General features: G+C 68.4%; 17 protein-coding genes. 6 read left to right on the top strand and 11 right to left on the bottom strand.

The features are described 5' to 3' along the window. Positions 1-76 precede the first annotated feature (76 nt). Positions 77-3,208 (bottom strand): Rne/Rng family ribonuclease, encoded by a 3,132-nt coding sequence (locus C8E99_RS03290; protein ID WP_115933184.1) that lies wholly within the window; start codon positions 3,206-3,208, stop codon positions 77-79. Positions 3,209-3,702: 494 nt separating this feature from the next. On the opposite strand from C8E99_RS03290, the gene C8E99_RS03285 reads away from it, so the two are divergent. After that, positions 3,703-4,368 (top strand): vitamin K epoxide reductase family protein, encoded by a 666-nt coding sequence (locus C8E99_RS03285; protein ID WP_245952058.1) that lies wholly within the window; start codon positions 3,703-3,705, stop codon positions 4,366-4,368. Positions 4,369-4,465: 97 nt separating this feature from the next. On the opposite strand, the gene C8E99_RS03280 is transcribed toward C8E99_RS03285, so the two are convergent. From C8E99_RS03280 to C8E99_RS03240, 9 genes are all read right to left on the bottom strand, one after another. Next, positions 4,466-4,987 (bottom strand): GyrI-like domain-containing protein, encoded by a 522-nt coding sequence (locus C8E99_RS03280; RefSeq protein WP_115931091.1) that lies wholly within the window; start codon positions 4,985-4,987, stop codon positions 4,466-4,468. Positions 4,988-5,225: 238 nt separating this feature from the next. Then, on the bottom strand, positions 5,226-5,648 hold the full coding sequence (ndk, locus tag C8E99_RS03275; protein ID WP_115931090.1) for a nucleoside-diphosphate kinase: 423 nt from the start codon (positions 5,646-5,648) through the stop codon (positions 5,226-5,228). Between the two features lie 82 nt (positions 5,649-5,730). Continuing rightward, positions 5,731-6,222 carry a DUF4233 domain-containing protein gene (locus tag C8E99_RS03270; RefSeq protein ID WP_115931089.1) on the bottom strand — a complete coding sequence of 164 codons (492 nt, stop codon included), beginning with the start codon at positions 6,220-6,222 and terminating at the stop codon, positions 5,731-5,733. Further along, the gene (locus tag C8E99_RS03265) at positions 6,219-7,844 is read right to left on the bottom strand and encodes a bifunctional folylpolyglutamate synthase/dihydrofolate synthase (protein ID WP_425452910.1); all 1,626 of its coding nucleotides are present in this window, start codon (positions 7,842-7,844) and stop codon (positions 6,219-6,221) included. Before C8E99_RS03265 ends, C8E99_RS03270 begins: the two co-directional genes overlap by 4 nt. Before the next feature lie 74 nt (positions 7,845-7,918). Further along, positions 7,919-11,395 carry an isoleucine--tRNA ligase gene (gene ileS / locus C8E99_RS03260; protein WP_115931087.1) on the bottom strand — a complete coding sequence of 1,159 codons (3,477 nt, stop codon included), beginning with the start codon at positions 11,393-11,395 and terminating at the stop codon, positions 7,919-7,921. Positions 11,396-11,685: 290 nt separating this feature from the next. Next, positions 11,686-12,252 carry a hypothetical protein gene (locus tag C8E99_RS03255; RefSeq protein WP_115931086.1) on the bottom strand — a complete coding sequence of 189 codons (567 nt, stop codon included), beginning with the start codon at positions 12,250-12,252 and terminating at the stop codon, positions 11,686-11,688. Between the two features lie 29 nt (positions 12,253-12,281). After that, the gene (locus tag C8E99_RS03250; protein ID WP_115931085.1) at positions 12,282-13,067 is read right to left on the bottom strand and encodes an SDR family oxidoreductase; all 786 of its coding nucleotides are present in this window, start codon (positions 13,065-13,067) and stop codon (positions 12,282-12,284) included. A 63-nt stretch (positions 13,068-13,130) separates the two neighbouring features. Further along, a complete protein-coding gene (locus tag C8E99_RS03245) occupies positions 13,131-14,627 on the bottom strand; it encodes an FAD-binding oxidoreductase (RefSeq protein WP_245952057.1) in 1,497 nt (498 codons plus the stop codon). Then, the gene (locus C8E99_RS03240; RefSeq protein ID WP_115933181.1) at positions 14,624-15,187 is read right to left on the bottom strand and encodes a DUF488 family protein, N3 subclade; all 564 of its coding nucleotides are present in this window, start codon (positions 15,185-15,187) and stop codon (positions 14,624-14,626) included. The genes C8E99_RS03245 and C8E99_RS03240 overlap by 4 nt, the downstream gene beginning before the upstream one ends. A gap of 95 nt (positions 15,188-15,282) precedes the next feature. On the opposite strand from C8E99_RS03240, the gene valS reads away from it, so the two are divergent. From valS to C8E99_RS03215, 5 genes are all read left to right on the top strand, one after another. Further along, positions 15,283-17,970 (top strand): valine--tRNA ligase, encoded by a 2,688-nt coding sequence (gene valS / locus C8E99_RS03235; protein ID WP_115931084.1) that lies wholly within the window; start codon positions 15,283-15,285, stop codon positions 17,968-17,970. Between the two features lie 189 nt (positions 17,971-18,159). Continuing rightward, positions 18,160-19,272 (top strand): SpoIIE family protein phosphatase, encoded by a 1,113-nt coding sequence (locus tag C8E99_RS03230; protein WP_115931083.1) that lies wholly within the window; start codon positions 18,160-18,162, stop codon positions 19,270-19,272. After that, on the top strand, positions 19,272-19,604 hold the full coding sequence (locus C8E99_RS03225) for an STAS domain-containing protein (protein WP_115931082.1): 333 nt from the start codon (positions 19,272-19,274) through the stop codon (positions 19,602-19,604). Before C8E99_RS03230 ends, C8E99_RS03225 begins: the two co-directional genes overlap by 1 nt. After that, positions 19,597-20,040 carry an ATP-binding protein gene (locus C8E99_RS03220; RefSeq protein WP_170144515.1) on the top strand — a complete coding sequence of 148 codons (444 nt, stop codon included), beginning with the start codon at positions 19,597-19,599 and terminating at the stop codon, positions 20,038-20,040. Before C8E99_RS03225 ends, C8E99_RS03220 begins: the two co-directional genes overlap by 8 nt. A gap of 55 nt (positions 20,041-20,095) precedes the next feature. Beyond that, positions 20,096-20,434, top strand: coding sequence for a DoxX family protein (locus C8E99_RS03215; RefSeq protein WP_115931080.1), 339 nt, complete (start codon positions 20,096-20,098; stop codon positions 20,432-20,434). Between the two features lie 75 nt (positions 20,435-20,509). Here the strand turns inward: C8E99_RS03215 and C8E99_RS03210 are convergent, their stop codons facing one another. Next, positions 20,510-21,157: a mycothiol-dependent nitroreductase Rv2466c family protein gene (locus tag C8E99_RS03210; RefSeq protein WP_115931079.1), complete on the bottom strand. Its 648-nt coding sequence runs from the start codon at positions 21,155-21,157 to the stop codon at positions 20,510-20,512. Positions 21,158-21,159: the final 2 nt, after the last annotated feature.

Below are 21,159 nucleotides of genomic sequence, written 5' to 3'. Positions count from 1 at the left end.
CAGACAGAAAACGACGGCGGCGCAGCACCGAGTATCTATCCTACCCGCCGGTGCCCCCTCGGGCCAAATGACACGCTCACTCGGGGCGAGCGATATCCTCTGCCTTGACCCCGACGCCCAGCATCATCGGTGCGGCCGAGGGCGCGGCCGCCTTCTTCTGCTGGGCCTCCGCCTCCGCACTGCTCCCGGCCGGAGCGGCGGTAGCACTGAACCGATGACCACCGCCGGTGTTCTCGTCAGCCGCAGCGACCTCCACCGTCCGGATGTCACCGGCCCCCTCGGAGGAGGCCGCCCGACGACGGCGCTGAGGCCGCGCTGCCGGTTCCGCCTGAGTTGTCTGACCCGCCTGACCCGCCTGGGCCGTGTCGCCGGAGGCGCGCTGGTCGCGGGGGGTCTTCTGGTCGAGAGCGCTCTCCAGTGACGCCAAGTCGGCCTGGGGGGCCGCCGTGGCCTTCGACCGCCGGGAGCGGCGCTTGGCCTGCGGCACCTCGACGGCCTCGCCCGCGAGGGTCAGAGTCGAGGGTGCCGGATCCGGCCGATCCTGCCCGGCCGCCTGCTCTGGGGCCTGCTCGGGCGCCGACTGGGAGGCCTTCTCGGGGGTGGAGTCCCCGTCCTTCTCCTCATGCGCGCTGGCCGCGGCGGCCGCCATGTTGGCGAAGGCCGCCCTGGCTGCCTCGGCACGGGCCTTGCGCTCGGCCTCCTCCTCGGGGGAGAGCTTCTGCTCGACCGGCGGCTCCTGATGCTCATGACGCTCACGCTCGGCCTGGCGTTCCCGGCTGCGGCGGCGGCGCTCACTGCGGGAGGACTTCCGGCCTCCGTCGTTGGAGTCGTCCTGCACGGGCCCGCCGGAACCACCAGATCCACCGGTTCGGGCCGATCCGCCCGATCCGCCGTGGCTAGGGGACGCGCTGTGGGCCCTCGGCTCCCCGTGCGCAGTATGGGCGCGGCGGTGCTCCACCGGCATGTCATGGACGATGATGCCGCGGCCGTTGCAATGCTCACAGTTCTCCGAGAAGATCTCGACGAGGCCGGTGCCCATGCGCTTGCGGGTCATCTGGACCAGGCCGAGCGACGTGACCTCGGCGACCTGGTGCTTGGTTCGGTCTCGGCCGAGGCATTCGACCATGCGGCGCAGCACGAGATCACGGTTGGACTCCAGCACCATGTCGATGAAGTCGATCACGATGATGCCGCCGATGTCCCGCAGGCGCAGCTGCCGGACGATCTCCTCGGCCGCCTCGAGATTGTTCTTGGTGACGGTCTCCTCGAGGTTGCCGCCGGAGCCGGTGAACTTGCCTGTGTTGACGTCCACCACGGTCATGGCTTCGGTGCGGTCGATGACGAGCGAACCGCCGGAGGGCAGGAAGACCTTGCGGTCCAGCGCCTTCTGCAGCTGTTCGTCGATGCGGTTGGACGCGAACAGGTCCTCGCCGTCGTGTTCCTCGGGCTTCCACTGCTCCAGACGGGGCAGCAGGTCCGGCGCCACGTAGGTCACATAGGCCTCGATGTTGTCCCAGACGTCCTCGCCCTGGACGATCATGCCGGAGAAGTCCTCGTTGAAGACGTCCCGGACCACCTTGATCGTCAGGTCCGGCTCAGAGTAGAGCAGTTCCGGGGCCAGGGTCTTCGTGGAGGTCGACTTCGCTTCGATGCCCTCCCACTGGGCGCGCAGGCGGTTGATGTCATGCATCAGCTCCTGCTCCGAGGTGCCCTCGGCCGCCGTGCGAACGATCACGCCGGCGTTCTCCGGGAGGTGGTCCTTCAGGATCTTCTTCAGGCGGGAGCGCTCGACGTCCGGCAGCTTGCGGGAGATGCCCGTCATGGAACCGCCCGGCACGTACACGAGGTAGCGGCCCGGTAGGGAGATCTGGCTCGTGAGCCGGGCGCCCTTGTGACCGACCGGGTCCTTGGTGACCTGGACGAGGACGGAGTCGCCGGACTTCAGGGCGTTCTCGATCTTGCGGGACTTGCCCTCGAGGTTGGCGGCATCCCAATTGACCTCGCCGGCGTAGAGCACCGCGTTGCGGCCGCGGCCGATATCCACGAAGGCGGCCTCCATGGACGGCAGCACGTTCTGGACCTTGCCCACGTAGACGTTGCCGATCAGCGAGTCCTGGGTGGTGTTGGACACGAAGTGCTCGGCCAGGACCCCGTCCTCCAGGACGGCGATCTGGATGCGGTGCTCGCGCTGGCGGACCAGCATCTTGCGGTCCACCGACTCGCGGCGGGCCAGGAACTCGGCCTCGGTGATCACGTGGCGGCGCTGACGGCCACCGGAGCGTGAATCGCGGCGGCGCTGGCGCTTGGCCTCCAGGCGGGTGGAGCCCTTGAGGGAGGTGACAGCCTCCGGGCCGGTGGAGGCGGCCTGGCGGGGTGCGCGAACGCGGGTCACGGTGTTCTCCGGGTCATCCCCGGCGCCACCCTCCAGCTCCATGTCCACGTCACCGCGGCGGCGCTTGCGGCGTCGGCGCGAGCCGTTGCCGTCGCCCTCGGCGTCCGAGCCGTCCACGTGGTCCTGGTTCTGACGGTCCTCACGCCCGTCTCCGCCGCGGGCACCGGAGCTGCGCTGGGACTGATCGTCACCGTCGTCGCCGTCTTCCGAGGTGGTGCGGCCCTGGTCCGAGGCGCTGCCCGAGCGGCCGCGGCTGCGGCGGCGACGGCGGGAGCTGCGGGAGCCGGACTGGCCGCCCTCATCGTCCTGATCGTTCCAGTCATCGCGGGATGTGCGGGAGTCATCAGCCGTGGCCTCGACCTCGTCATAGCCGCCGCTGGCGTCCTCGTCCTGGCGGCGGTTGCGGTTCTGACGCGGACCGCGGTCCTCGGGCTCACTGCGCTCACTACGGTCATCGCGGGACCTGCGCGCTACCTGGGGCAGCGTGGACAGGTCCGGAGCCTTGAAGATCAGGGCTAACGGGTCTTCCGGGATGGCGAAGGGGTCATCAACGGCCGGCTTCTCGTCGGCGGGCTCCGTAGCCGCGGTGGTGCCAGCGGTGGCCGTATCCGAGGGGTCAGTTGGGTTCTCGGACTCGGAGGCCGGTGACTCCTCGGCGACCGTTGCGTCCCCAGTGGAGGACGATTCCTGAGCGGCCGTTGTTCCGGCATCCTCGGGAACCGCTGAGGGCGGATCCAGCGTCCGGTCCCCCGTGGTCTGCGCGTCCTGTTCGGACGTTGCTGCTGCGTCGTTGTCGTGGTGTTCGTTGGCTGCCATGGACAGCACCTCCTGCACCGCGGTCACGCCACACTCGTGCCCGTGGAGCGGCTCGGTCCGTTCCCGGTGGCGTTTCCCCCGATCCGTCAAGCGGTACTCGGGGTGCCGCCGTCGACGGACTCCAAAAAGTCTTAGGTGAACCGTAGGTTCGGTCTCCGCGGGATGCGGCGCCCTCTCCCGGAACCATCGGCGGCCATCCCGGTCTCACGCTTCTTGTCGCGTGCCCATGGCGGCTGTCGCAAGGCCGGGGACGCGTGGTCCGCGTCTCTCAGGCCTGGCAGTTTCCTTACACTGCCTCAGTCCTCTACCGCCGGCCCGGTGGCCGTCCAATGGACTCTGCCCATGGTGTGGCCATCGGCGAGTCGATGATCATTCTCTCACACGGGACGCCTGATCGTCGGGATGAAGCCGAAGAGCCTCCGCCACCCGGCGCCACGGCCGCACGCCGCACCGGGACTCGTTCACGGCAGCACCCCACGTTCTACGATGGAACGGTGAACTCTCCCTCAGACGCCTCCCCCCACACCGCGACCGATGCCGGCAGTGACGTCGTCACCCCCGGCAGTGGGCTCGACGACCGCCTCAGCTGGTACGCGCGGCCCCTCGGTACGGCCTGGATGCTGCTGGTCACCGCCCTGCTGGGCCTGTACGGCACCCTCATGCTGGTCATGGAACGGGTGATGTTGTGGAACGATCCGAACCACATCACCAGTTGCGACCTCAATCCCTGGGTGTCCTGCGGCGAGGTCATGAAGACGTGGCAGTCCCAGCTCTTCAACTTCCCCAACCAGTTCATCGGCATGGTGGCGTTCCCGATCGTCATCACCATCGCCATGGCCCTGTTCGCCCGGGCGCGGTTCGCCCGCTGGTTCTGGATCGGCATGAACCTCGGAGTCCTGGCCGGCTTCGTCTTCATCGTCTGGCTATGGAGCCAGGCCGTCTACGAGATCAACATCCTCTGCCTGTACTGCATGGTCGTCTGGGCCGGCATGATCCCCCTGTTCGTCCTGCTGACGTCCCGGAACATCCAACACGGCGTGATCCCCGCACCGGCCGGCCTCCGCAAATTCGCTGCTGAGTGGTCCTGGCCGATCATCGTCCTGCTCTACGTGGGCGTGCTGGCCTCCATCCTGCTGCGCTTCTCCAACGCCTTCTTCTGAGCCGCTGTTCAGAACCGCTGTTCAGAACCGCTGGTCAGAACCGCCTCAGCGAACTGTCCAGGCGATCAGCGTGAGGCTCAGGTAAGCAACGTGAGGCTCAGGCGAGAAGCGTGACCAGGTCTGTGCGCATGGCGGCCGGGTCCTGATCCGGGCTCGGCTCGGTCACGTAGATCTCCCAGAACGGCAGCGCGGGCTGATGACCGGCCTCGGCCACGGCCCGCATGAAGGCGCCCCAGGCGTCCCCCAGCCCCTCATAGGCGCCGAGGTGGGAGACGATCGCGATCCGCCCTCCCGGCAACTCGGAGGACTCCAGCGTGATTCCTGATCCCGCGGTGACCGGCTCCTCCAGAGGTCGGTCCACCGGCAGGCCCACCTCCATGTCAACCGTGTCCGAAGGCATCCTGGTGTGCAGCGCGAAGGCGGGGCCGACTGGCTGGAGGCCGTGGCTGCCGAGTGTGGGAAAGAGCGCGGAGAAGGTGGAGTCGAACACCTCCGCCATGGAGGCCATCGGTGAATCGGTGACGGCCTGCACCACTGTGGTGACCGGCGGCACCTCGAGGACCGTGACCTCGGTGTAGGGGGCGGCCAGGTAGTACGGATTAGAGGCGTTCTGCGTCATGATGACTCCTCGGGTCGGGGGTGCCCCTATGTTCTCTGTCAAGCGGCGGCGGGATTCCAGGATCACCCTAAGACCCGGGCCACCGCGGCCCCACTCCATACCTGCGGTCTGCAACGGCAGATCCACGGTGGCAACGAAAAAAAATCACCACCCCAGAAGGTCCGAGCGAGTCTTCCTCGCCCGGATCTTCCGGGAGTGATGACAGTACAGCTGGGTTCAGCCGGAGCGGGCTGTCAGTTCAGGCGAACCAGATGCCGAGCTCGCGGGTGGCCGACTCGGTGGAGTCGGAACCGTGGACCAGGTTCTTCTGCACGGACTCGCCCCAGTCACGGCCGAGGTCACCGCGGATGGTACCGGGAGCCGCGGCGGTGGGCTCGGTGGCGCCGGCCAGCGAGCGGAAGCCCTCGATGACGCGGTTGCCCTGCAGGCGCACGGCCACGACCAGGCCGGAACCCATGAACTCGACGAGCGGCTCGAAGAAGGGCTTGCCCTCATGTTCGGCGTAGTGCTGCACGAGCATCTCGCGGGTCGGCTCAAGCATCCTCAGGTCCGCGATGGTGTAGCCCTTGGCCTCAACGCGGGCCAGGATCTGGCCGGTGAGGTTGCGGGCGACTCCGTCCGGCTTGATGAGGACGAGGGTCTCTTCAACAGTGGTGGTCACAGATGCTCCTTGGATCTCCAGGGGTCGGGTGGTCCTGGGATGGACGATTTCTAGGCCGCTCACGCGGACTCCGGTTCCAACCCTACTGGGATGCGGGGTCCTGCTCTTCACGCCACTTCGCCTCGGCCTCGGCGCGTGAGGTGTTCTCACGGTCGATCTGCCCGCCCTTGACCACGGCGTACCACCAGGCCAGGCCGAAGCCCACACCCACGATGGCCATGGTGTATTCGACGAAGGCGGACGCCACCAGCAGGACCTGGATGGTCCAGCCGATCCAGATGCCGAGCGGCTTCCGGACCAGCGCGCACGTCAGGATCGCCACCACCGCCAGTCCCAGGGACAGGCCCAGCGCCCAGGGCGCCATCGGCTCACCCCGGTTGACCCCGTAGACGGCCATGCCGAAGAAGGCCAGCACGAAGGCCTCCATGACTAAGACGGTGGAGGTGAAGGTCGCCCGGATGGAGCGGACCTTCTTGACCTGCCCCGGCTTCCACTGCCGCTGGGACTTGGTCTCCCGTGCGGGTCGCCAGGACTCCTGCCCGGTTGTCTCCTCGGCCGAGTGGTCCGATCTCATGCGTTGTTCCCTCCGTCTGCCCGAGATCCCCGGGCACCCTCAGGTCCGTGGGTTCCACCCTCGACGTCGTCATCGGTCTCATCATCGGTCTCATCGAAGATGTCGTCGAAGTCCTCCTCGTCCTCGTCGAGACCGTCGCCCAGCTCCAGGCCGAAGTCGTTGAACACGTCCACTGCGGTGGGCACGGCCACCGCCTCCGGGGTCCCGGACCCCGGCGCACCCGCCGAGGGTGCACCGAGGAGCTCGCGGGCCTCGGCCACCAGGGTGATGGATCCGGTGATCAGCACGCCGCCGCCCAGGCCGGATTCCCCGGAAACGGTGGCCTCGGCTCGTCCCACGGCCCATTCGATGGCGTCCGGAACGGACTCCGTGGCGAAGAGATCCTCCTCCGGCCATCCGGCGTCCAGGGCCGTCTGGGCCAGTTCGCCGGCCGGGATGGCGCGCGGCGAATCGGACTGGGTCAGGCAGAGGTCCTCCACCAGGTCGCCGAACTCCCGGTACAGCTCCGTGAGCATGGCCAGGGCGTCCTTCTCCTGGAGGATGCCGACCACCAGCACGAGCTTCTCGAGTCCGAACGCCTCCTGCAGTGCCCCGGCGGTGGCCTTGATGCCTGCAGGGTTGTGCGCCGCATCCACCACGATCGTCGGGGCGTTGCGCACCACCTCGAGCCGTCCGGGGGCGGTGACCTCGGCGATGCCCTGCTGCAGCAGCTCGAACTCCAACGGCTTCTCGGCCCCGAAGAATGCTTCCAATGCGGCCACGGCGAGGGCCAGGTTCTCGGCCTGGTGCCCGCCGTGCAGCGGCAGTGTGAGCTCGGGGTAGCCGCCCGCGATCCCCTGGACGGACACCTGTTGTCCGCCCACGGCCACGGACCGGGACTCCACACCGAAGTCGACGCCACCGAACCGAAAGCCCGCGTCCACGGCACGGGCAACGTCCAGCAGCACCTGTGCGGCGTCCGGTTCCTGGGCGGCCGAGACGAGGAAGCCGCCGGGCTTGATGATCCCGGCCTTCTCCGCGGCGATCTCGGCCACGGTGTCCCCGAGCAGGTCGCTGTGGTCCAGCGAGATCGGGCTCACCACGGACACCGCCGCGTCAGCCACATTGGTGGCGTCCGTGATTCCGCCGAGGCCGACCTCCAGCACCACCACGTCCACCGGCTCATCCGCGAAGACGGCGAAGCCGAGCACGGTGACGGCCTCGAAGTAGGTCAGCCGGTTCTCCCCGGCCGCCTCCAGCTCGGCGTCGACCACCTGGACCACCGGCAGGATCTCATTCCAGATCCGCACGAAGGTGCCGCGGTCCACGGGCGCCCCGTCGATGCTGATGCGTTCGGTCACCGAGCTCAGGTGCGGCGAGGTGTAGCGGCCGGTGCGCAGGCCATAGGCCCGCAGCACCGACTCGATCATCCGCGCCGTGGAGGTCTTGCCGTTCGTCCCCGTCAGGTGGATGACCGGCGCCGCCCGCTGCGGTTCGCCGAGCAACTTCATCGCCCGGAACATCGGTTCCATGCGCGGTTCCATCTTGTTCTCCGGGGCCCGCGCGAGCAGGTCACGGTAGACGGCCTCGACCGTCTCGGGCGCCTCGGATGTCTCAGAGGTCTCAGACGGCCCACCCGGCAACTGCTGGTTCTGGTTCTTGTTCTTCTTCTCGTTCTGGTTCTTGTTCTTCTTGACGTTCTTGTTGTTGTTCTTGCTCATGCGTCACTCCCAGTCGAGACGGATGCGGCGGCGGCCTTGGCCACGGCCACCTGCACGGTCTTGGTCGCATCGTCGGCGGGGTCCTGGCGCGGATCCGCGGCGCCGGAATCCTCCAGCACCAACTCCACCGTCAGGGTCTCCCCGGAGACGAGGTCCCGGTGCACCTCCACGGCCTGCACGACGGCGGCCGGTCCCGTGATCACGGTCCGCACCCGGTCCGAGACCTCCAGTCCGGCATCCTTGCGGGCGGCCTGGACGGCCCGGATCACGTCGCGCGCCGTGCCCTCGGCGGCCATGTCCGCCGGAACCGAGGTGTCCAGTACCAGGAAGCCGCCGGGCACCACGGTGACGGCGCGCGACGCAGCCGCGGCGCCGGCGTCGTGGTCCTGGTTGCCGTCAGCCGCGGCATCGGCATCAGCCGCACCGACGGTGGTCTCCAGGGAGTACTCCCCCTCGACGAGCGCGATGCCGCCCGCAACGACCGTCCCGTCCTCGGCCACGGACCAGTCACCGGACTTGGCGCCCTTGATGGCGACCTGGACCTGCTTGCCCAGGCGCGGGCCAGCAGCACGGGCGTTGACGGCCAAGGACTGGCTGATGCCGAAGTCGGTGGCGGACACCTCGGAGGCGTCTTGCAGGTCCACGGACTTCAGGTTCAGCTCGTCCATGATGATGTCCGTGTAGGCGCCCGCCAGGCCGGCGGCATCCGGCACCACCACGGTCAGGGACTGCAACGGCAGCCGCACGCGGCGCTTGGCCCCCTTGCGCAACGAGGAGCCGGCCGAGGCGATGCGGCGGACGGTCTCCATGCGTTCGACCAGGGCCTCCGCCTCCTCCTCGGACGCGAAGCCGGCGAAGAACGGCGCGGCATCCGGGTAGTCGGTCAGGTGCACCGACCGGCCGCCGGTCAGTCCGCGCCAGATCTCCTCGGCCACCAACGGCATCAACGGCGCCGCGGCCCGGCAGAAGGCCTCCAGGGACGTGTACAGCACGTCCAGGGCCTGGGTGTCCTCGTCGAAGAACCGCTGGCGGGAGCGGCGGACGTACCAGTTGGTCATGGTGTCCATGTAGGCGCGCAGAGCGTCGGTGGCGTCGGAGACCTCATAGGAGTCGAGGCCTGCCTTGACCTCGCGAAGCATGCGCCCGGTGGCGGCCAGGATGTACTGGTCCAGCGGGTCCGAGGACTCGTAGCGGAACGAGGCCCGGTAGCCCTCCGGGCGTTCTGTGCCGTCCGCGGACCGGCCGCGCGCCGAGTTCGCGTAGAGGCTGAAGAAGTGCCACACGTTCCAGGCCGGCAGCAGCACCTGGCGGGTCGCCTCCCGGATGCCCTCCTCGGTGACCACCAGGTTCCCGCCGCGCAGGATGGGCGAGGCCATCAGGAACCACCGCATGGCGTCCGAGCCGTCCCGGTCCAGGACCTCGGAGACGTCCGGGTAGTTCTTCAGGGACTTGGACATCTTCTGCCCGTCCGAGCCCAGGACGATCCCGTGGCTGATGACGTTGGAGAACGCCGGGCGGTCGAACAGGGCGGTGGCCAGCACGTGCATGGTGTAGAACCAGCCGCGGGTCTGGCCGATGTACTCCACGATGAAGTCGGCCGGGTTGTGGGTCTCGAACCACTCCTTCGCCTCGAAGGGGTAGTGCACCTGCGCGTACGGCATGGAGCCGGAGTCGAACCAGACGTCCAGCACGTCCTCCACGCGGCGCATCACGGCCCCGGCGGCGGCGGCCTCCGGATCGGGGTGTGGCCTGGTCAGATCGTCGATCCAAGGACGGTGCAGGTCCACCTCGCCCTGATCGTTGCGCGGCAATCGCCCGAAGGCCTCCTCGATCTCGGCCAGCGAACCGTAGACCTCCTGGAGCGGGTACTCCGGGTGGTCCGACTCCCACACCGGGATGGGTGAGCCCCAGTAGCGGTTGCGGGAGATGGACCAGTCCCGGGCGTTCTCGAGCCACTTGCCGAATTGCCCGTGCTTGACGTTGGACGGGATCCAGTTGATGTCCTCGTTCAGCTCGACCATGCGGTCCTTGAACGCGGTGACGGAGACGTACCAGCTGGTGATGGCGCGGTAGATCAGCGGCGTCCGGCAGCGCCAGCAGTGGGGGTAGGAGTGCTCGTAGGAGGTCTCCTTGAGCAGCTTCCCGGCGGCCTTCAGCGCCCGGATGATGGTCCGGTTGGCCTCGAAGGCCTGCACGCCGGCGATGTCCTGGAGCACGCCGCCGCCCCGGTTCGCGTCCCCGAACAGGGGCAGGAAGCGCGCGCCCTCGTCCACGGAGAGGATCACCGGGATGCCGTGGGACTCACAGATCCGCTGGTCGTCCTCACCGTAGGCCGGGGCCTGGTGGACCACACCGGTGCCGTCCTCGGTGGTGACGTAGTCGTCCACGAGGATCTGCCAGGCGTTCTCGGTGCCGTAGGCCTCCACATCCGTGAAGTAGGTGAACAGCGGCTCGTAGGCCAGTCCCCCGAGCCGGGAGCCCAGGTAGGTGCGCAGGACTGCCTCGGTGGCGGCGCCGGCGTCGGGAAATCCGAGCTCCTTGGCGTGCGCCCCCAGCAGGTCCTGGGCCAGCAGATACGAGGATCCGGCCACGTCCTCCGTGGCCTCCGGTCCGGCGGGGACCACGGCGTAGGTGATCTCCGGCCCGACGACGAGCGCCTGGTTGGTCGGCAGGGTCCAGGGGGTGGTGGTCCAGGCGAGCACGCGCACCCCGGTGAGCTCGGTGGCCAGATCGGCATCGGCACCGGAGATGTCCGCACCGCCGGACGAGGCCAGGCCGGTGATCGGGAAGGCCACGGTGACCGAGGGGTCCTGGCGGGACTGGTAGACGTCCTCGTCCATGCGGAGTTCGTGGTTGGACAGCGGGGTCTCGTCCTTCCAGCAGTAGGGCAGCACCCTGAAGCCGCGGTAGGTGAGGTCCTTGGAGTGCAGGTCCTTGAACGCCCAGAGCACGGACTCCATGAACTCGGGGTTCAGGGTCTTGTAGTCGTTCTCGAAGTCGACCCAGCGGGCCTGCCGGTTGACGTAGTCCTTCCACTGGTCCGTGTACTTGAGCACGGAGGCGCGGCAGGCGTCGTTGAACTTGTCGATCCCCATGGCCTCGATCTGGGCCTTGTCCGTCATGCCCAGCTGCTTCATGGCCTCGAGTTCGGCGGGCAGCCCGTGCGTGTCCCAGCCGAAGCGGCGCTCCACCCGGCGGCCCTGCTGCGTCTGGTAGCGGGCCACGAGGTCTTTGACGTAGCCGGTCAGCAGGTGACCGTAGTGGGGCAGGCCGTTCGCGAAGGGAGGGCCGTCATAGAAGACGAACTCGTTGCCGGAGCCGTCCTCGTGGGTGGCCGGCCGCGCGTCGATGGAGGCCTGGAAGGTGCCGTCCTCGTCCCAGTACTTCAGGACGCGCTCCTCGATCTCCGGGAAACGAGGGGAGGAGGGGGTGCCGGACTGGGCGTTCGGATCCGAGCTGGCGAGGGGGTACACGGGCGTTCCATCCTTGCAGGGGTCGACTGTGGTGCTGTCTGGTCTTCCTGCAAGGACGCCTGACGTTGTCCTCGAGCTCCGGCGTGGAGATCAAGGACGACGGCGGCGCGGTACCACCCTGCTTGCCGTCCCGCTCCCCGGTGGTCCCGTGAGGCGAGATCGGCCGCTCATGACTGCTGTGACGGGCTTACCCGTCCGGGTCTAATGGGGCTGGCCTGTGCCGTGCCCGTTCTTCCGGAAGCTCGCCGGTGATGGCCGGGTCAGTGCTGTTGGTGCTGCTGGCGTTGATTCTACGCTCTTTTCCGGCTCGACTCGCCTGGCTCGACTTTCCCGTCCTGCCCGCTCTTTCTCGGCGAATCGTCGAAGTAGTCGATCAGCGCGGTCCCCACCCCGGCGAGCAAGGCGTAGGTAGCCCGCGGCCGTTTCGCACCGAGCCGGGCGATCAGCTTCTCGGACCACTCGTCGGTGACCGAGGTCAGCCACATGGAGCCGGCCATGAGGCCACCGAAGAGGGCCCCCGTGACCACGGGGGCGCCGAGGCGCCGGGCGCGGGACACTTCGGTGGGGGCTTCACCCTGCACCTCGGCCTCACGCTCGGACTGATCCCGTTTCAGGATCAGGAAGCCGGTCGCCACCGCGGCAGCGATGCCGCCGGACCACAGGGCCAGGGGCTTGCGGGGGATCTTCCACAGGGGGAAGGCGGAGGCGATCCCGGTGGCGGCGCCCAGGCCGAGAGCCCGCCGGAGTCGCCGGCCGTTCACGCCGGGGTGGTCGGTGTCCGTGCTGCTGTCCGCGCCGTTGCCCTTGCTGCCGTCCCGGCCCGCGGTAGTCGTCTCGTCTCGGTGCTGTCCTGCCATGCTGGTGTTCCTCACTTAGTCTTACGTTCCTACGTAGATCTGACAATCTTGAAGTTGGCCGCCTGGGCCACGGGCCGCAGCACGATCTGGTCCAGGTTGACGTGGTGGGGCACCGAGACGGCATAGGTGCAGACATCCGCTACGTCCTCGGCGGTGAGGGGCTTCTCCACCCCCGCGTAGACGCGGTCCGCCGCCTCTTGGTCGCCGCCGAGACGGTTCAGCGTGAACTCCTCGGTGTGCACCAGTCCCGGCAACACCTCGACCACCCGGATGTTGTGGTCCACCTCCTCGAGGCGCAAGGCGCCGACGAGTCCGTGCTGGGCCATCTTCGCCGCGTTGTATCCGCCGCCGCCCTCATAGCTGGCGAGCGCCGCCGTCGAGGTCAGGACCAGCACGGTGCCGTGCCCGGTGGCGCGGAGCAGGGGCAGGAACGCCTGGGTGGTGTTCAGGGTGCCCTGCACGTTGGCGCGGTACATCCAGTCCCAGTCCCGGGCCTGGCCGTCCGCCACCCGGTCGGTGCCCTGGGCGCCGCCGGCGATGCACAGCACGGTGTCCACTCCCCCGCCGTCCTCGACGACCTGGCGTGCCTTGGCCATCTGCTCGGCGTCCGTGACGTCGGCGGGCACCGGGACGATGGTTCCGGTGCCGGCGGGCACTGCCTCGGCGAGGGACTGGAGCCTCTCGGCGCGGCGGGCCACTGCGTAGACGGTCCAGCCCTCGGCCGCGAGTTGCGCGGCGGTGGCCCGGCCGATGCCGGAGGAGGCCCCGGTCACGACGGCGGCGCGGTTCGGTCGGGTGTTCTTCTCACCAGTCATGGCACCACTCTATTCACGGCCAGTCCTCCTCACGGTCAGGGGCCTTCACAACCGGACACCCGGTCAGAGTTCGGCGAGTTGTTTGCCGGGATTGAGGATGCCCCGGGGGTCCACCGCGTCCTTGATCGACCGGTGCAGCCGCCGGCTCCCCTCATCCAGCTCTCGGGGCAGCCAGGCACGCTTCAACGAGCCCACCCCGTGCTCGCCGGTGATGGTGCCGCCCAGCTGCAGGCCGATGTCCATGATCTCCTCGAACGCCTCATGGGCCTGACGGGTCGATTCCGGGTCCTGTGCGTCGAAGAACACGGAGGGATGGACGTTGCCGTCACCGGCATGGGCGACTACGGCGATCATCAGGCCGGTCCGTGCGCGGATGGTCTCCAGACGGTCGTAGAACTCGGGCAATGCCATCCGTGGCAGGCAGACATCGTCCAGCAGCTGTCCGCCGCCGTGAGCCTGAGCATGGCGTTCGAAGGCCGGCTGGGCCATCCGCCGGGTGGCCACCAGGGCGTCGCTGTCCTCAGGATCCGTGCTGAACGCGACGTCCAGGGCACCGTGGTGTTCGGCCGTCGCGGCGAAGGCGGCCACCTCCTGTTCGGCGGCCTCCCGGTGGCCGTCCCCGTTGGACTGCATCATCAGCAGGGCTCCGGCTTCCGCGTCGAGTCCGAAGTCCCCGAACTCGTTGAGGAGCGCGATGGCATGGCGGTCCAGGGACTCCAGCATCGAGGGGCGGGCGCCCGTGGCCATGAACGCCGCCACGGCGGAGGCGGCCGCGCGTTCCGTGGCGAAGGCCGCCACGGCTGTCAACGGGGGCGGCAGCAGGGGCACCAGCCGCAACGTCACCTCCACGACGACGCCCAGGGTCCCCTCCGAGCCGACGAACAGGCCGGCGAGGTCCAGTCCGGCCACTCCCTTGGCCGTCCGGTGCCCCAGCCGGGTCAGCGTGCCATCAGCCAGCACGACCTTGAGTTCCCGGACGTAGTCCCGTGTCACCCCGTACTTCACGCAGCACAGACCGCCGGCGTTCGTGGCCACGTTCCCGCCGATGGAGCAGATCGCCACCGAGCCGGGATCCGGCGGGTACGCCAGGCCGTGGGGCACGAGGGCCTCCTTGAGGGTCTGGTTGATGACCCCGGGTTCCACGGTCACCGTCTGCTCGCCGGTGTTGATCTCCAGGATCGAGTCCATCCGCTCGACGGAGAGCAGGATGCACCCGTCCACGGCGTTCGCACCACCGGAGATGCCGGTGCGGGTGCCCTGGGGCACCACCGGGACGCCGAGCCGGGATGCGAACCGCAGCGTCGCCTGGACGTCCTGGACGGTGCGGGCCCGCACCAGGGCCACCGCAGCGCCGACCGCGCCGAAGGGTGCCTGGTCCGCGGCGTGGCCCGCCACGACGCCCGGCTCGACGCTGACGGCCCCCGGGGTGAGCTCGGATCCCAACTCGTTGACTACTCGGTTCGCCAGCTCCACCCGATCCGTGCGCCCTGCCGCGACCGGCGCGGTGCCGGTCATGCTGTCACCGAGACCGGTGCTGGCACTGGTGTTGGAGGGAATCATGTTGACGGGTCCTTCTCGTGGGACGGACGGGGTTGATGCCGCTGCTGGTGTGTGCCGCTGCTCTGGTCCTGGCCGCCGCTCTTGGCCTGAAGGAACCGGCGCAGCACCACGGCGTGGTTGATTTCCGGGTCCTTGGCCGCATACAGGAGCACGAGGTCTTTCGTTCCGTCCTTGCGGGAGTCTTCCCAGCGTTCCAGGAGCGCGTCGACGGCCGGTGCGCCGCCGTCGTCGGGCTCTCCATGGTTTCCAGGGCGTCCCGCGGCGTCCAGCTCGGCCTCGTAGCGCCGGGTGAAGTCCGCGAAGCGGTCCGGATCGTGGTGGAAGTCCTTGCGGGCCTGGCTGGAGGGGGCGACGGACTTGCACCACTCGTCCAGCTCGAGGTCTGCCTTGGCGATCCCCCGCGGCCAGATCCGGTCGACCAGGACCCGGTAACCGCCGTCCGGGGCCTCATAGACGCGGCGGATGCGGATCTGCGGCGGGGTGTTGCCGTGCTGGCTGCCATGTTGGTCGCCATGTTGGTCGCCGGCCTTGCTTCCGGCTTTGCTGCGTGACGTGGGCATGGCCCCACGGTAGGCCGGGATTCCCTGGCTCGCCATCACGCCGTCCCACGTGACCCGGTTCGGAGAGCCTCAGGGGGCGTGGGACAATCGGGATCATGGCTGAACAGATCCCGGGCACAGACACGCCCGCTTCCATGACCGCGTCCACCAGTCCTGCCGTGACCGTTCCGGACCGCCCAGCCCTGGAGGGGTTGGAGGACAAGCTCTCCGCCCGGTGGAGGGCCGAGGGCACCTATGCCTTCGAGGCCGACACCACGCGGGAGCAGGTCTACTCGATCGACACCCCGCCGCCGACCGCCTCCGGATCGCTGCACGTGGGGCACATGTTCTCCTACACGCAGACCGACGTGCTGGCCCGCTACCAGCGCATGAACGGCAAGAACGTCTTCTACCCCATGGGCTGGGATGACAACGGCTTGCCCACGGAACGCCGCGTGCAGAACTACTACGGCGTCCGCTGCGATCCGACCAAGCCCTACCTCCCCGGGTACCAGCCGCCGGAGAAGCCCGCGAAGAACCAGCGGGACTGGGATGTGGTCTCCCGCCGCAACTTCATCGAGCTGTGCGAGGAACTGGCGGTCGAGGACGAAAAGGTCTTCGAGAACCTGTTCACGCGGCTCGGCCTGTCCGTGGACTGGTCCCTGACCTACCGGACGATCGACGACACCTCCCGCGCCGTGTCCCAGCGCGGCTTCCTGCGCAATCTGGCCTCCGGGGACGCCTACATGGCCGAGGCCCCCACCCTGTGGGATGTCACCTTTCGCACCGCCGTGGCCCAGGCCGAGCTCGAGGACCGCGAGGTGCCCGGCGCCTATCACCGCATCCCGTTCTTCACCGCCGCCGGGGAGAAGGTCTTCATCGAGACCACCCGCCCCGAGTTACTGCCGGCCTGTTCGGCCCTCGTGGCCCATCCCGACGACGAGCGGTACCAGCCGCTGTTCGGCCAGACCGTGACCTCTCCGCTGTTCGGGGTCCAGGTCGAGGTCCGAGCCCACGGGCTCGCCAAGCCGGACAAGGGCTCTGGCATCGCCATGGTCTGCACCTTCGGTGACCTCACCGACGTCACGTGGTGGCGCGAACTCGATCTGCCGACCCGCACCGTGGTGGGCCGCGACGGCCGCTTCCACGCCGAGACCCCCGAATGGATCACCAGCGAGTCAGGCCGCGCTGAGTACGAGAAGCTGGCCGGCAAGACCGTGTTCTCCGCCAAGGAGACCGTGGTGACCTCGTTGACCGACGCCGGCCTGGTGGACGGGGAACCGAAGAATATCACCCACCCGGTGAACTTCTACGAGAAGGGTGACAAGCCGCTCGAGGTGATCTCCTCCCGCCAGTGGTATATCCGCAACGGCGGCCGAGACGCCGAACGCCGCGAGAAGCTCATCGCCCGGGGCCGCCAGTTGTCCTGGCACCCCGAGTTCATGCGCTCCCGCTACGAGAACTGGGTGGAGGGCCTCAACGGCGACTGGCTGGTGTCCCGCCAGCGGTTCTTCGGAGTGCCGATCCCGGTCTGGTACCCGCTGGACGCCTCCGGCGAACCGGACTACGAGCACCCGATCGTGCCCGCCGAGCACCAGTTGCCGGTGGACCCGGTGGCCGAGGCGGCTCCCGGTTACGACGAGTCTCAGCGCGACGTGCCCGGTGGCTTCACCGGAGACCCGGACGTCTTGGACACCTGGGCCACCTCATCGCTGACCCCGCAGATCGTCGGCCGCTGGAGCCGGGACGAGGAGTTCTTCGGCAAGGTATTCCCGTTCGACCTGCGCCCCCAGGGCCACGACATCATCCGCACGTGGCTGTTCTCCACCGTGGTCCGAGCCGAGGCCCTGAACGACTCGGTGCCGTGGAACCACACCGCCCTGTCCGGTTGGATCCTGGATCCGGACCGGAAGAAGATGTCCAAGTCCAAGGGCAACGTGGTGGTCCCGACCGACGTGCTGGACGAATACGGCTCGGACGCGGTCCGCTACTGGGCGGCCTCCGCCAAGCTCGGCGCGGACACCGCCTATGAGGTGGCGCAGATGAAGATCGGCCGCCGGCTGGCCATCAAGCTCCTCAATGCCTCGAAGTTCGCCCTGAACCTCGGAGCCTCGGTGGACAACGTGGTGCGTTCGGCCGACGATGCCGCGGTCATCACCAACCCGCTGGACAAGGCCCTGATGGTCCGCCTGTACGACACCGTCCAGCAGTCCTCGCGGGCCTTCGAGACGTACGACTACGCCCGGGCGCTGAACCTGACGGAGTCCTTCTTCTGGCAGTTCACGGATGACTACGTGGAGCTCATCAAGGACCGCGCCTACGGCGGCCACGGCGAGGCCGAGCAGGCCTCCGTGCTGGCCACCCTGGCGACCACGCTGGACGCCCTGCTGCGCTTGCTGGCCCCCTTCCAGCCCTTCGCCACGGACGAGGTCTGGGGCTGGTGGCGGACCGGCTCAGTGCACCGGGCCCCGTGGCCGGGCCGGTCTGAGGAGATCGCCGGCATCGAGGCCGCCTCCGCCGGCGCCACCGCCGATGTGCTCGCCGCGGTCGCCCTCGCCCTCGGCGGCATCCGGAGGGCCAAGTCCGAGGCAAAGGTGAAGCAGCGCACGGAGGTGCTCGCCGCCGTCGTGACCGCCCCGGAGAACCGCCTCGGTTCCCTGCGCGGCGGACTCGCCGACCTCAAAGCCGCGGGCAACGTCCGCGAACTCACCCTGGTGGCCGGCAGCCCGGACGGGGACACCGACATCGAGGTCTCCCAGGTGGAGCTGGCCGCGCCGGACGTCTCGGAGGCCACCGCCGGATAGGTACGGCCGTCAGGCGTGACGGATCTGCTTCATGATGCTGGACCAGGGGATTAACAATCTCGGGCCAGGGTAAAAAAGACCGGCAGCCGTGCTGATATAGGGATCACCGGATGACCCGCGTTCTATCCCCAGGACGCCCGTCATTGACCCGCACGATCTCCGTATCTTCCGACGGGAGTTGGTCTTCTCATGGCGCCACCATCCTCAACTCGTCACGCCCTCGTGGTCGAGGACGATGATGACATTCGCAGTCTGCTGGTCCACACCCTGAACCGGGAGGGCTTCACCGTATCCGAAGCCCCCAGCGGCACCCGGGCCGTGGAACTGGTCCAAACCCTCGATCCCGAATTGATAACCCTGGACGTGCAGCTCCCCGGCCTCGATGGGCTGGAGGTATGCCGCCAGTTGCGCGAGTACTCCAACGCCTATGTGGTGATGATCTCCGCGCGCTCAACGGAGATCGACAAGCTGGCCGGGCTGGAGGCCGGTGCCGATGACTACCTCAGCAAGCCGTTCAGCACCCGGGCGCTGAGGGCACGCGTAGCTGCCTTGTTCCGGCGGCCCCGCGACTTGGTGAGGGACTCGACGGAACTGGAACGCGCCGTCGAGGTTCAGCGTGGTCTCTTGCCGGACGCCTCTCCGGACCTGCCCGGATACGAGGTGGCGGCGAGCTTCCGCCCGTCCCGGGCGGTCGGGGGCGACCTCTACGACTGGCATGTCTCCTCCGGCCAATTGCACGTGATCCTCGCGGATGTCATGGGCAAGGGCATGGGCGCGGCGATGATCGCCGCAGCCGTGCGGTCTGCCTTCCGGACCGTCGGCAACATGCCGGGACTGACCTCGGCCTTCAACCACGCCGCCCAGTCACTGGGGGGCGCCTTGGAAAGCTCCGATTCCTATGCCACGGTCTTCAAGGTCCGCCTCAATCCTGCCAACGGCCGCTTCTCCTACATGGATGCCGGCCATGGAATCGCGGCCATCGTGGGCCCTGATGGCAACGCGAGGCGCCTCGATGCAGGAGGACCGCCGGTAGGCCTCTGGTTCGAGGACCAGTGGGTGGCCCAGCGGGCCGACCTGAACCCCGGAGAGTCCCTGATCCTCGTCAGCGACGGCGTGCTCGATGCCGTCGGCGACCTCGAGGGGACCTTCGCGGCCATGTCGAAGGTCGTCCTCGCCCACCGCAGCATCCAGGACGTGGCGGACCATCTCGCCCGGCTCGCCCAGGATGATCCCGAACACGATGACGTCACCGCCGTCGTCGTCCACCGTCATCCCGATGTCCCAGGAAAGGACCACCGCTAATGCAGGTCACCGTAGAAAGACATGACACCTACACGGAGGTGAAGAGTGAGGGCCGCCTGAACATGGTCGCCGCCCCCAAGCTCAAGGACGTGATCTCCAGCGAGATCGGCGCGGGCTCGAGGCAGATCGTGGTGGACCTCGGCGCCACGGAGTTCATGGACTCATCGGGCCTGGGCGCCCTCATCGGCTGCCTCAAACTGGCTCGCCAGGCCGGTGGCGACCTGCGCATCGCCAATGTGCCACCGCAGGTACTGATGGTGCTACAACTGACTAGCATGGACCGCGTGCTGACCCCCTACCCCGACTCTGCATCGGCGTTCACCCGTGCCTGAGCCGATCCTGCGCTGCGCCGACCGTCTTCCAGCGGAACCAGGGACTATCGAGACCGTCCACGATCACCTGGAAGACCTGTGGGCGGCGGCCGACCATGTTCCGGCCCTGGATCGGATGGCCTTCGATACTGCCGTCATCGAAACGGTCAGCAACACCATCCGGCACGGCGTGGGAGACCCGGGACCGGTCGAGTTGGGAATGGAGCTGGTGGCCTCCCCCGCCGAGCTGCGCGCGACCATCATCGAGTTCGGTGCCGCCTCGGCGGCGCTGGGCGTGCCGCAGGGCACCGTGCCGCTTGAGGACGTCATGGCCGATGCCCTGGCGGAATCCGGCCGCGGACTGGCGCTGATCCGCGCCCTGGTCAGCCTGGATTTCGAACGCGCCGGCACCACGAACGTGTGGCGCCTGTGCCGCCCGACGAACTTAGCGGTGTAGCGCCATGGCACGGAACGGCATGAAACGTGATGAGAGCCACGGGCGAGCTGGAGTCATGAGCACGGCCCTGGCGGGCATGGGTGTTTTGCACTTCTCACGGCCTCGGGCCTTCGATGGCCTGATCCCTCGCGCCCTGCCGGGCTCGGCCCGTACCTGGACCTATGGTTCGGGTGTGGCGGAGCTGGCCGTCGCCGGGCTGTTGGCCGTACCGGCCACCCGACGCGTGGGAGGCAAGGCCGCTCAGGTGCTCTTCCTGGCCGTCTGGCCGGGGAATTTCTACCACGCGTGGCGTGCCCGGAAGGCCTCACCAATGATCCGGGCCGTCACCCTGGCACGACTGCCCCTGCAGATTCCGATGATCCGGGCCGCGGGTCGCCTGGCTCGCGGGCGCTGAACCCGCCCGCAGCGCACCACGGCGGGACTGAGGCCAGAATCAGGTCAGGCTCAAACCCGCCGAGCCTGACGAGGGTCAGTCGAACTGGGGGCTGGTGGTTCGGGAACGCTTGATCTCGTAGAAGTAGGGGAATCCGGCGAGGGTCACGGCCGCATCGAAGATTCTGCCGGCCTCCTCACCGCGCGGGATGCGGGTCATCACCGGACCGAAGAAGGCGGTGCCGTTGAAGGAGACCACCGGGGTGCCGACGTCGTCCCCGACCTTCTCGATGCCTTCCGCGTGGGAGGCCCGCAGCGTCTCGTCCAGCACGTCTGTGCGGGCCGCAGCGAGGATCTCCTCGGTCTCCAGACCAAGCTCCTCCAGGGCCCCGCGGACGGCGGCCTCGAAGTCCTTCTGCCCCTCGTTGTGGATGCGGGTGCCCACGGCCGAGTAGTAGGCGCCGATGGCCTCGTTGCCGTGGCGCTCCTGGATTTGGGTGGCGGCGCGGGCGGGCAGCCACGCCCGATCGAGCATGGAGCGGTAGTCCTCGTCCAGGTCCTGGTGCTCGTTGAGGACGGACAGGGACATGATGTGCCAGTTCACCCTGATCGGGCGGACCTTCTCGACCTCCAGCATCCAGCGTGAGGTGATCCAGGCGAACGGGCAGACGGAGTCGAACCAGAAGTCGACGGTCTGGGTTCCCGCCTCGGTGGCGGTGGTCGTGGCGTCAGCGGTCTCGGTCATGG

The organism is Citricoccus muralis (assembly GCF_003386075.1).
In the GTDB taxonomy this organism is placed as follows: Bacteria; Actinomycetota; Actinomycetes; order Actinomycetales; family Micrococcaceae; genus Citricoccus; species Citricoccus muralis.
The sequence above is the reverse complement of the archived record's forward strand: the minus strand, read 5'-3'. Positions and strand labels throughout refer to the sequence as shown.

Bases quoted from the DNA above. Each gene is read 5' to 3' on its own strand.
- C8E99_RS03290 (WP_115933184.1), bottom strand. From the start codon at position 3,208: ATGGCAGCCAACGAACACCACGACAACGACGCAGCAGCAACGTCCGAA.
- C8E99_RS03280 (WP_115931091.1), bottom strand. From the start codon at position 4,987: ATGACGCAGAACGCCTCTAATCCGTACTACCTGGCCGCCCCCTACACC.
- C8E99_RS03270 (WP_115931089.1), bottom strand. From the start codon at position 6,222: ATGAGATCGGACCACTCGGCCGAGGAGACAACCGGGCAGGAGTCCTGG.
- C8E99_RS03255 (WP_115931086.1), bottom strand. From the start codon at position 12,252: ATGGCAGGACAGCACCGAGACGAGACGACTACCGCGGGCCGGGACGGC.
- C8E99_RS03250 (WP_115931085.1), bottom strand. From the start codon at position 13,067: ATGACTGGTGAGAAGAACACCCGACCGAACCGCGCCGCCGTCGTGACC.
- C8E99_RS03245 (WP_245952057.1), bottom strand. From the start codon at position 14,627: ATGATTCCCTCCAACACCAGTGCCAGCACCGGTCTCGGTGACAGCATG.
- C8E99_RS03240 (WP_115933181.1), bottom strand. From the start codon at position 15,187: ATGCCCACGTCACGCAGCAAAGCCGGAAGCAAGGCCGGCGACCAACAT.
- valS (WP_115931084.1), top strand. From the start codon at position 15,283: ATGGCTGAACAGATCCCGGGCACAGACACGCCCGCTTCCATGACCGCG.
- C8E99_RS03230 (WP_115931083.1), top strand. From the start codon at position 18,160: ATGGCGCCACCATCCTCAACTCGTCACGCCCTCGTGGTCGAGGACGAT.
- C8E99_RS03225 (WP_115931082.1), top strand. From the start codon at position 19,272: ATGCAGGTCACCGTAGAAAGACATGACACCTACACGGAGGTGAAGAGT.
- C8E99_RS03215 (WP_115931080.1), top strand. From the start codon at position 20,096: ATGAGCACGGCCCTGGCGGGCATGGGTGTTTTGCACTTCTCACGGCCT.
- C8E99_RS03210 (WP_115931079.1), bottom strand. From the start codon at position 21,157: ATGACCGAGACCGCTGACGCCACGACCACCGCCACCGAGGCGGGAACC.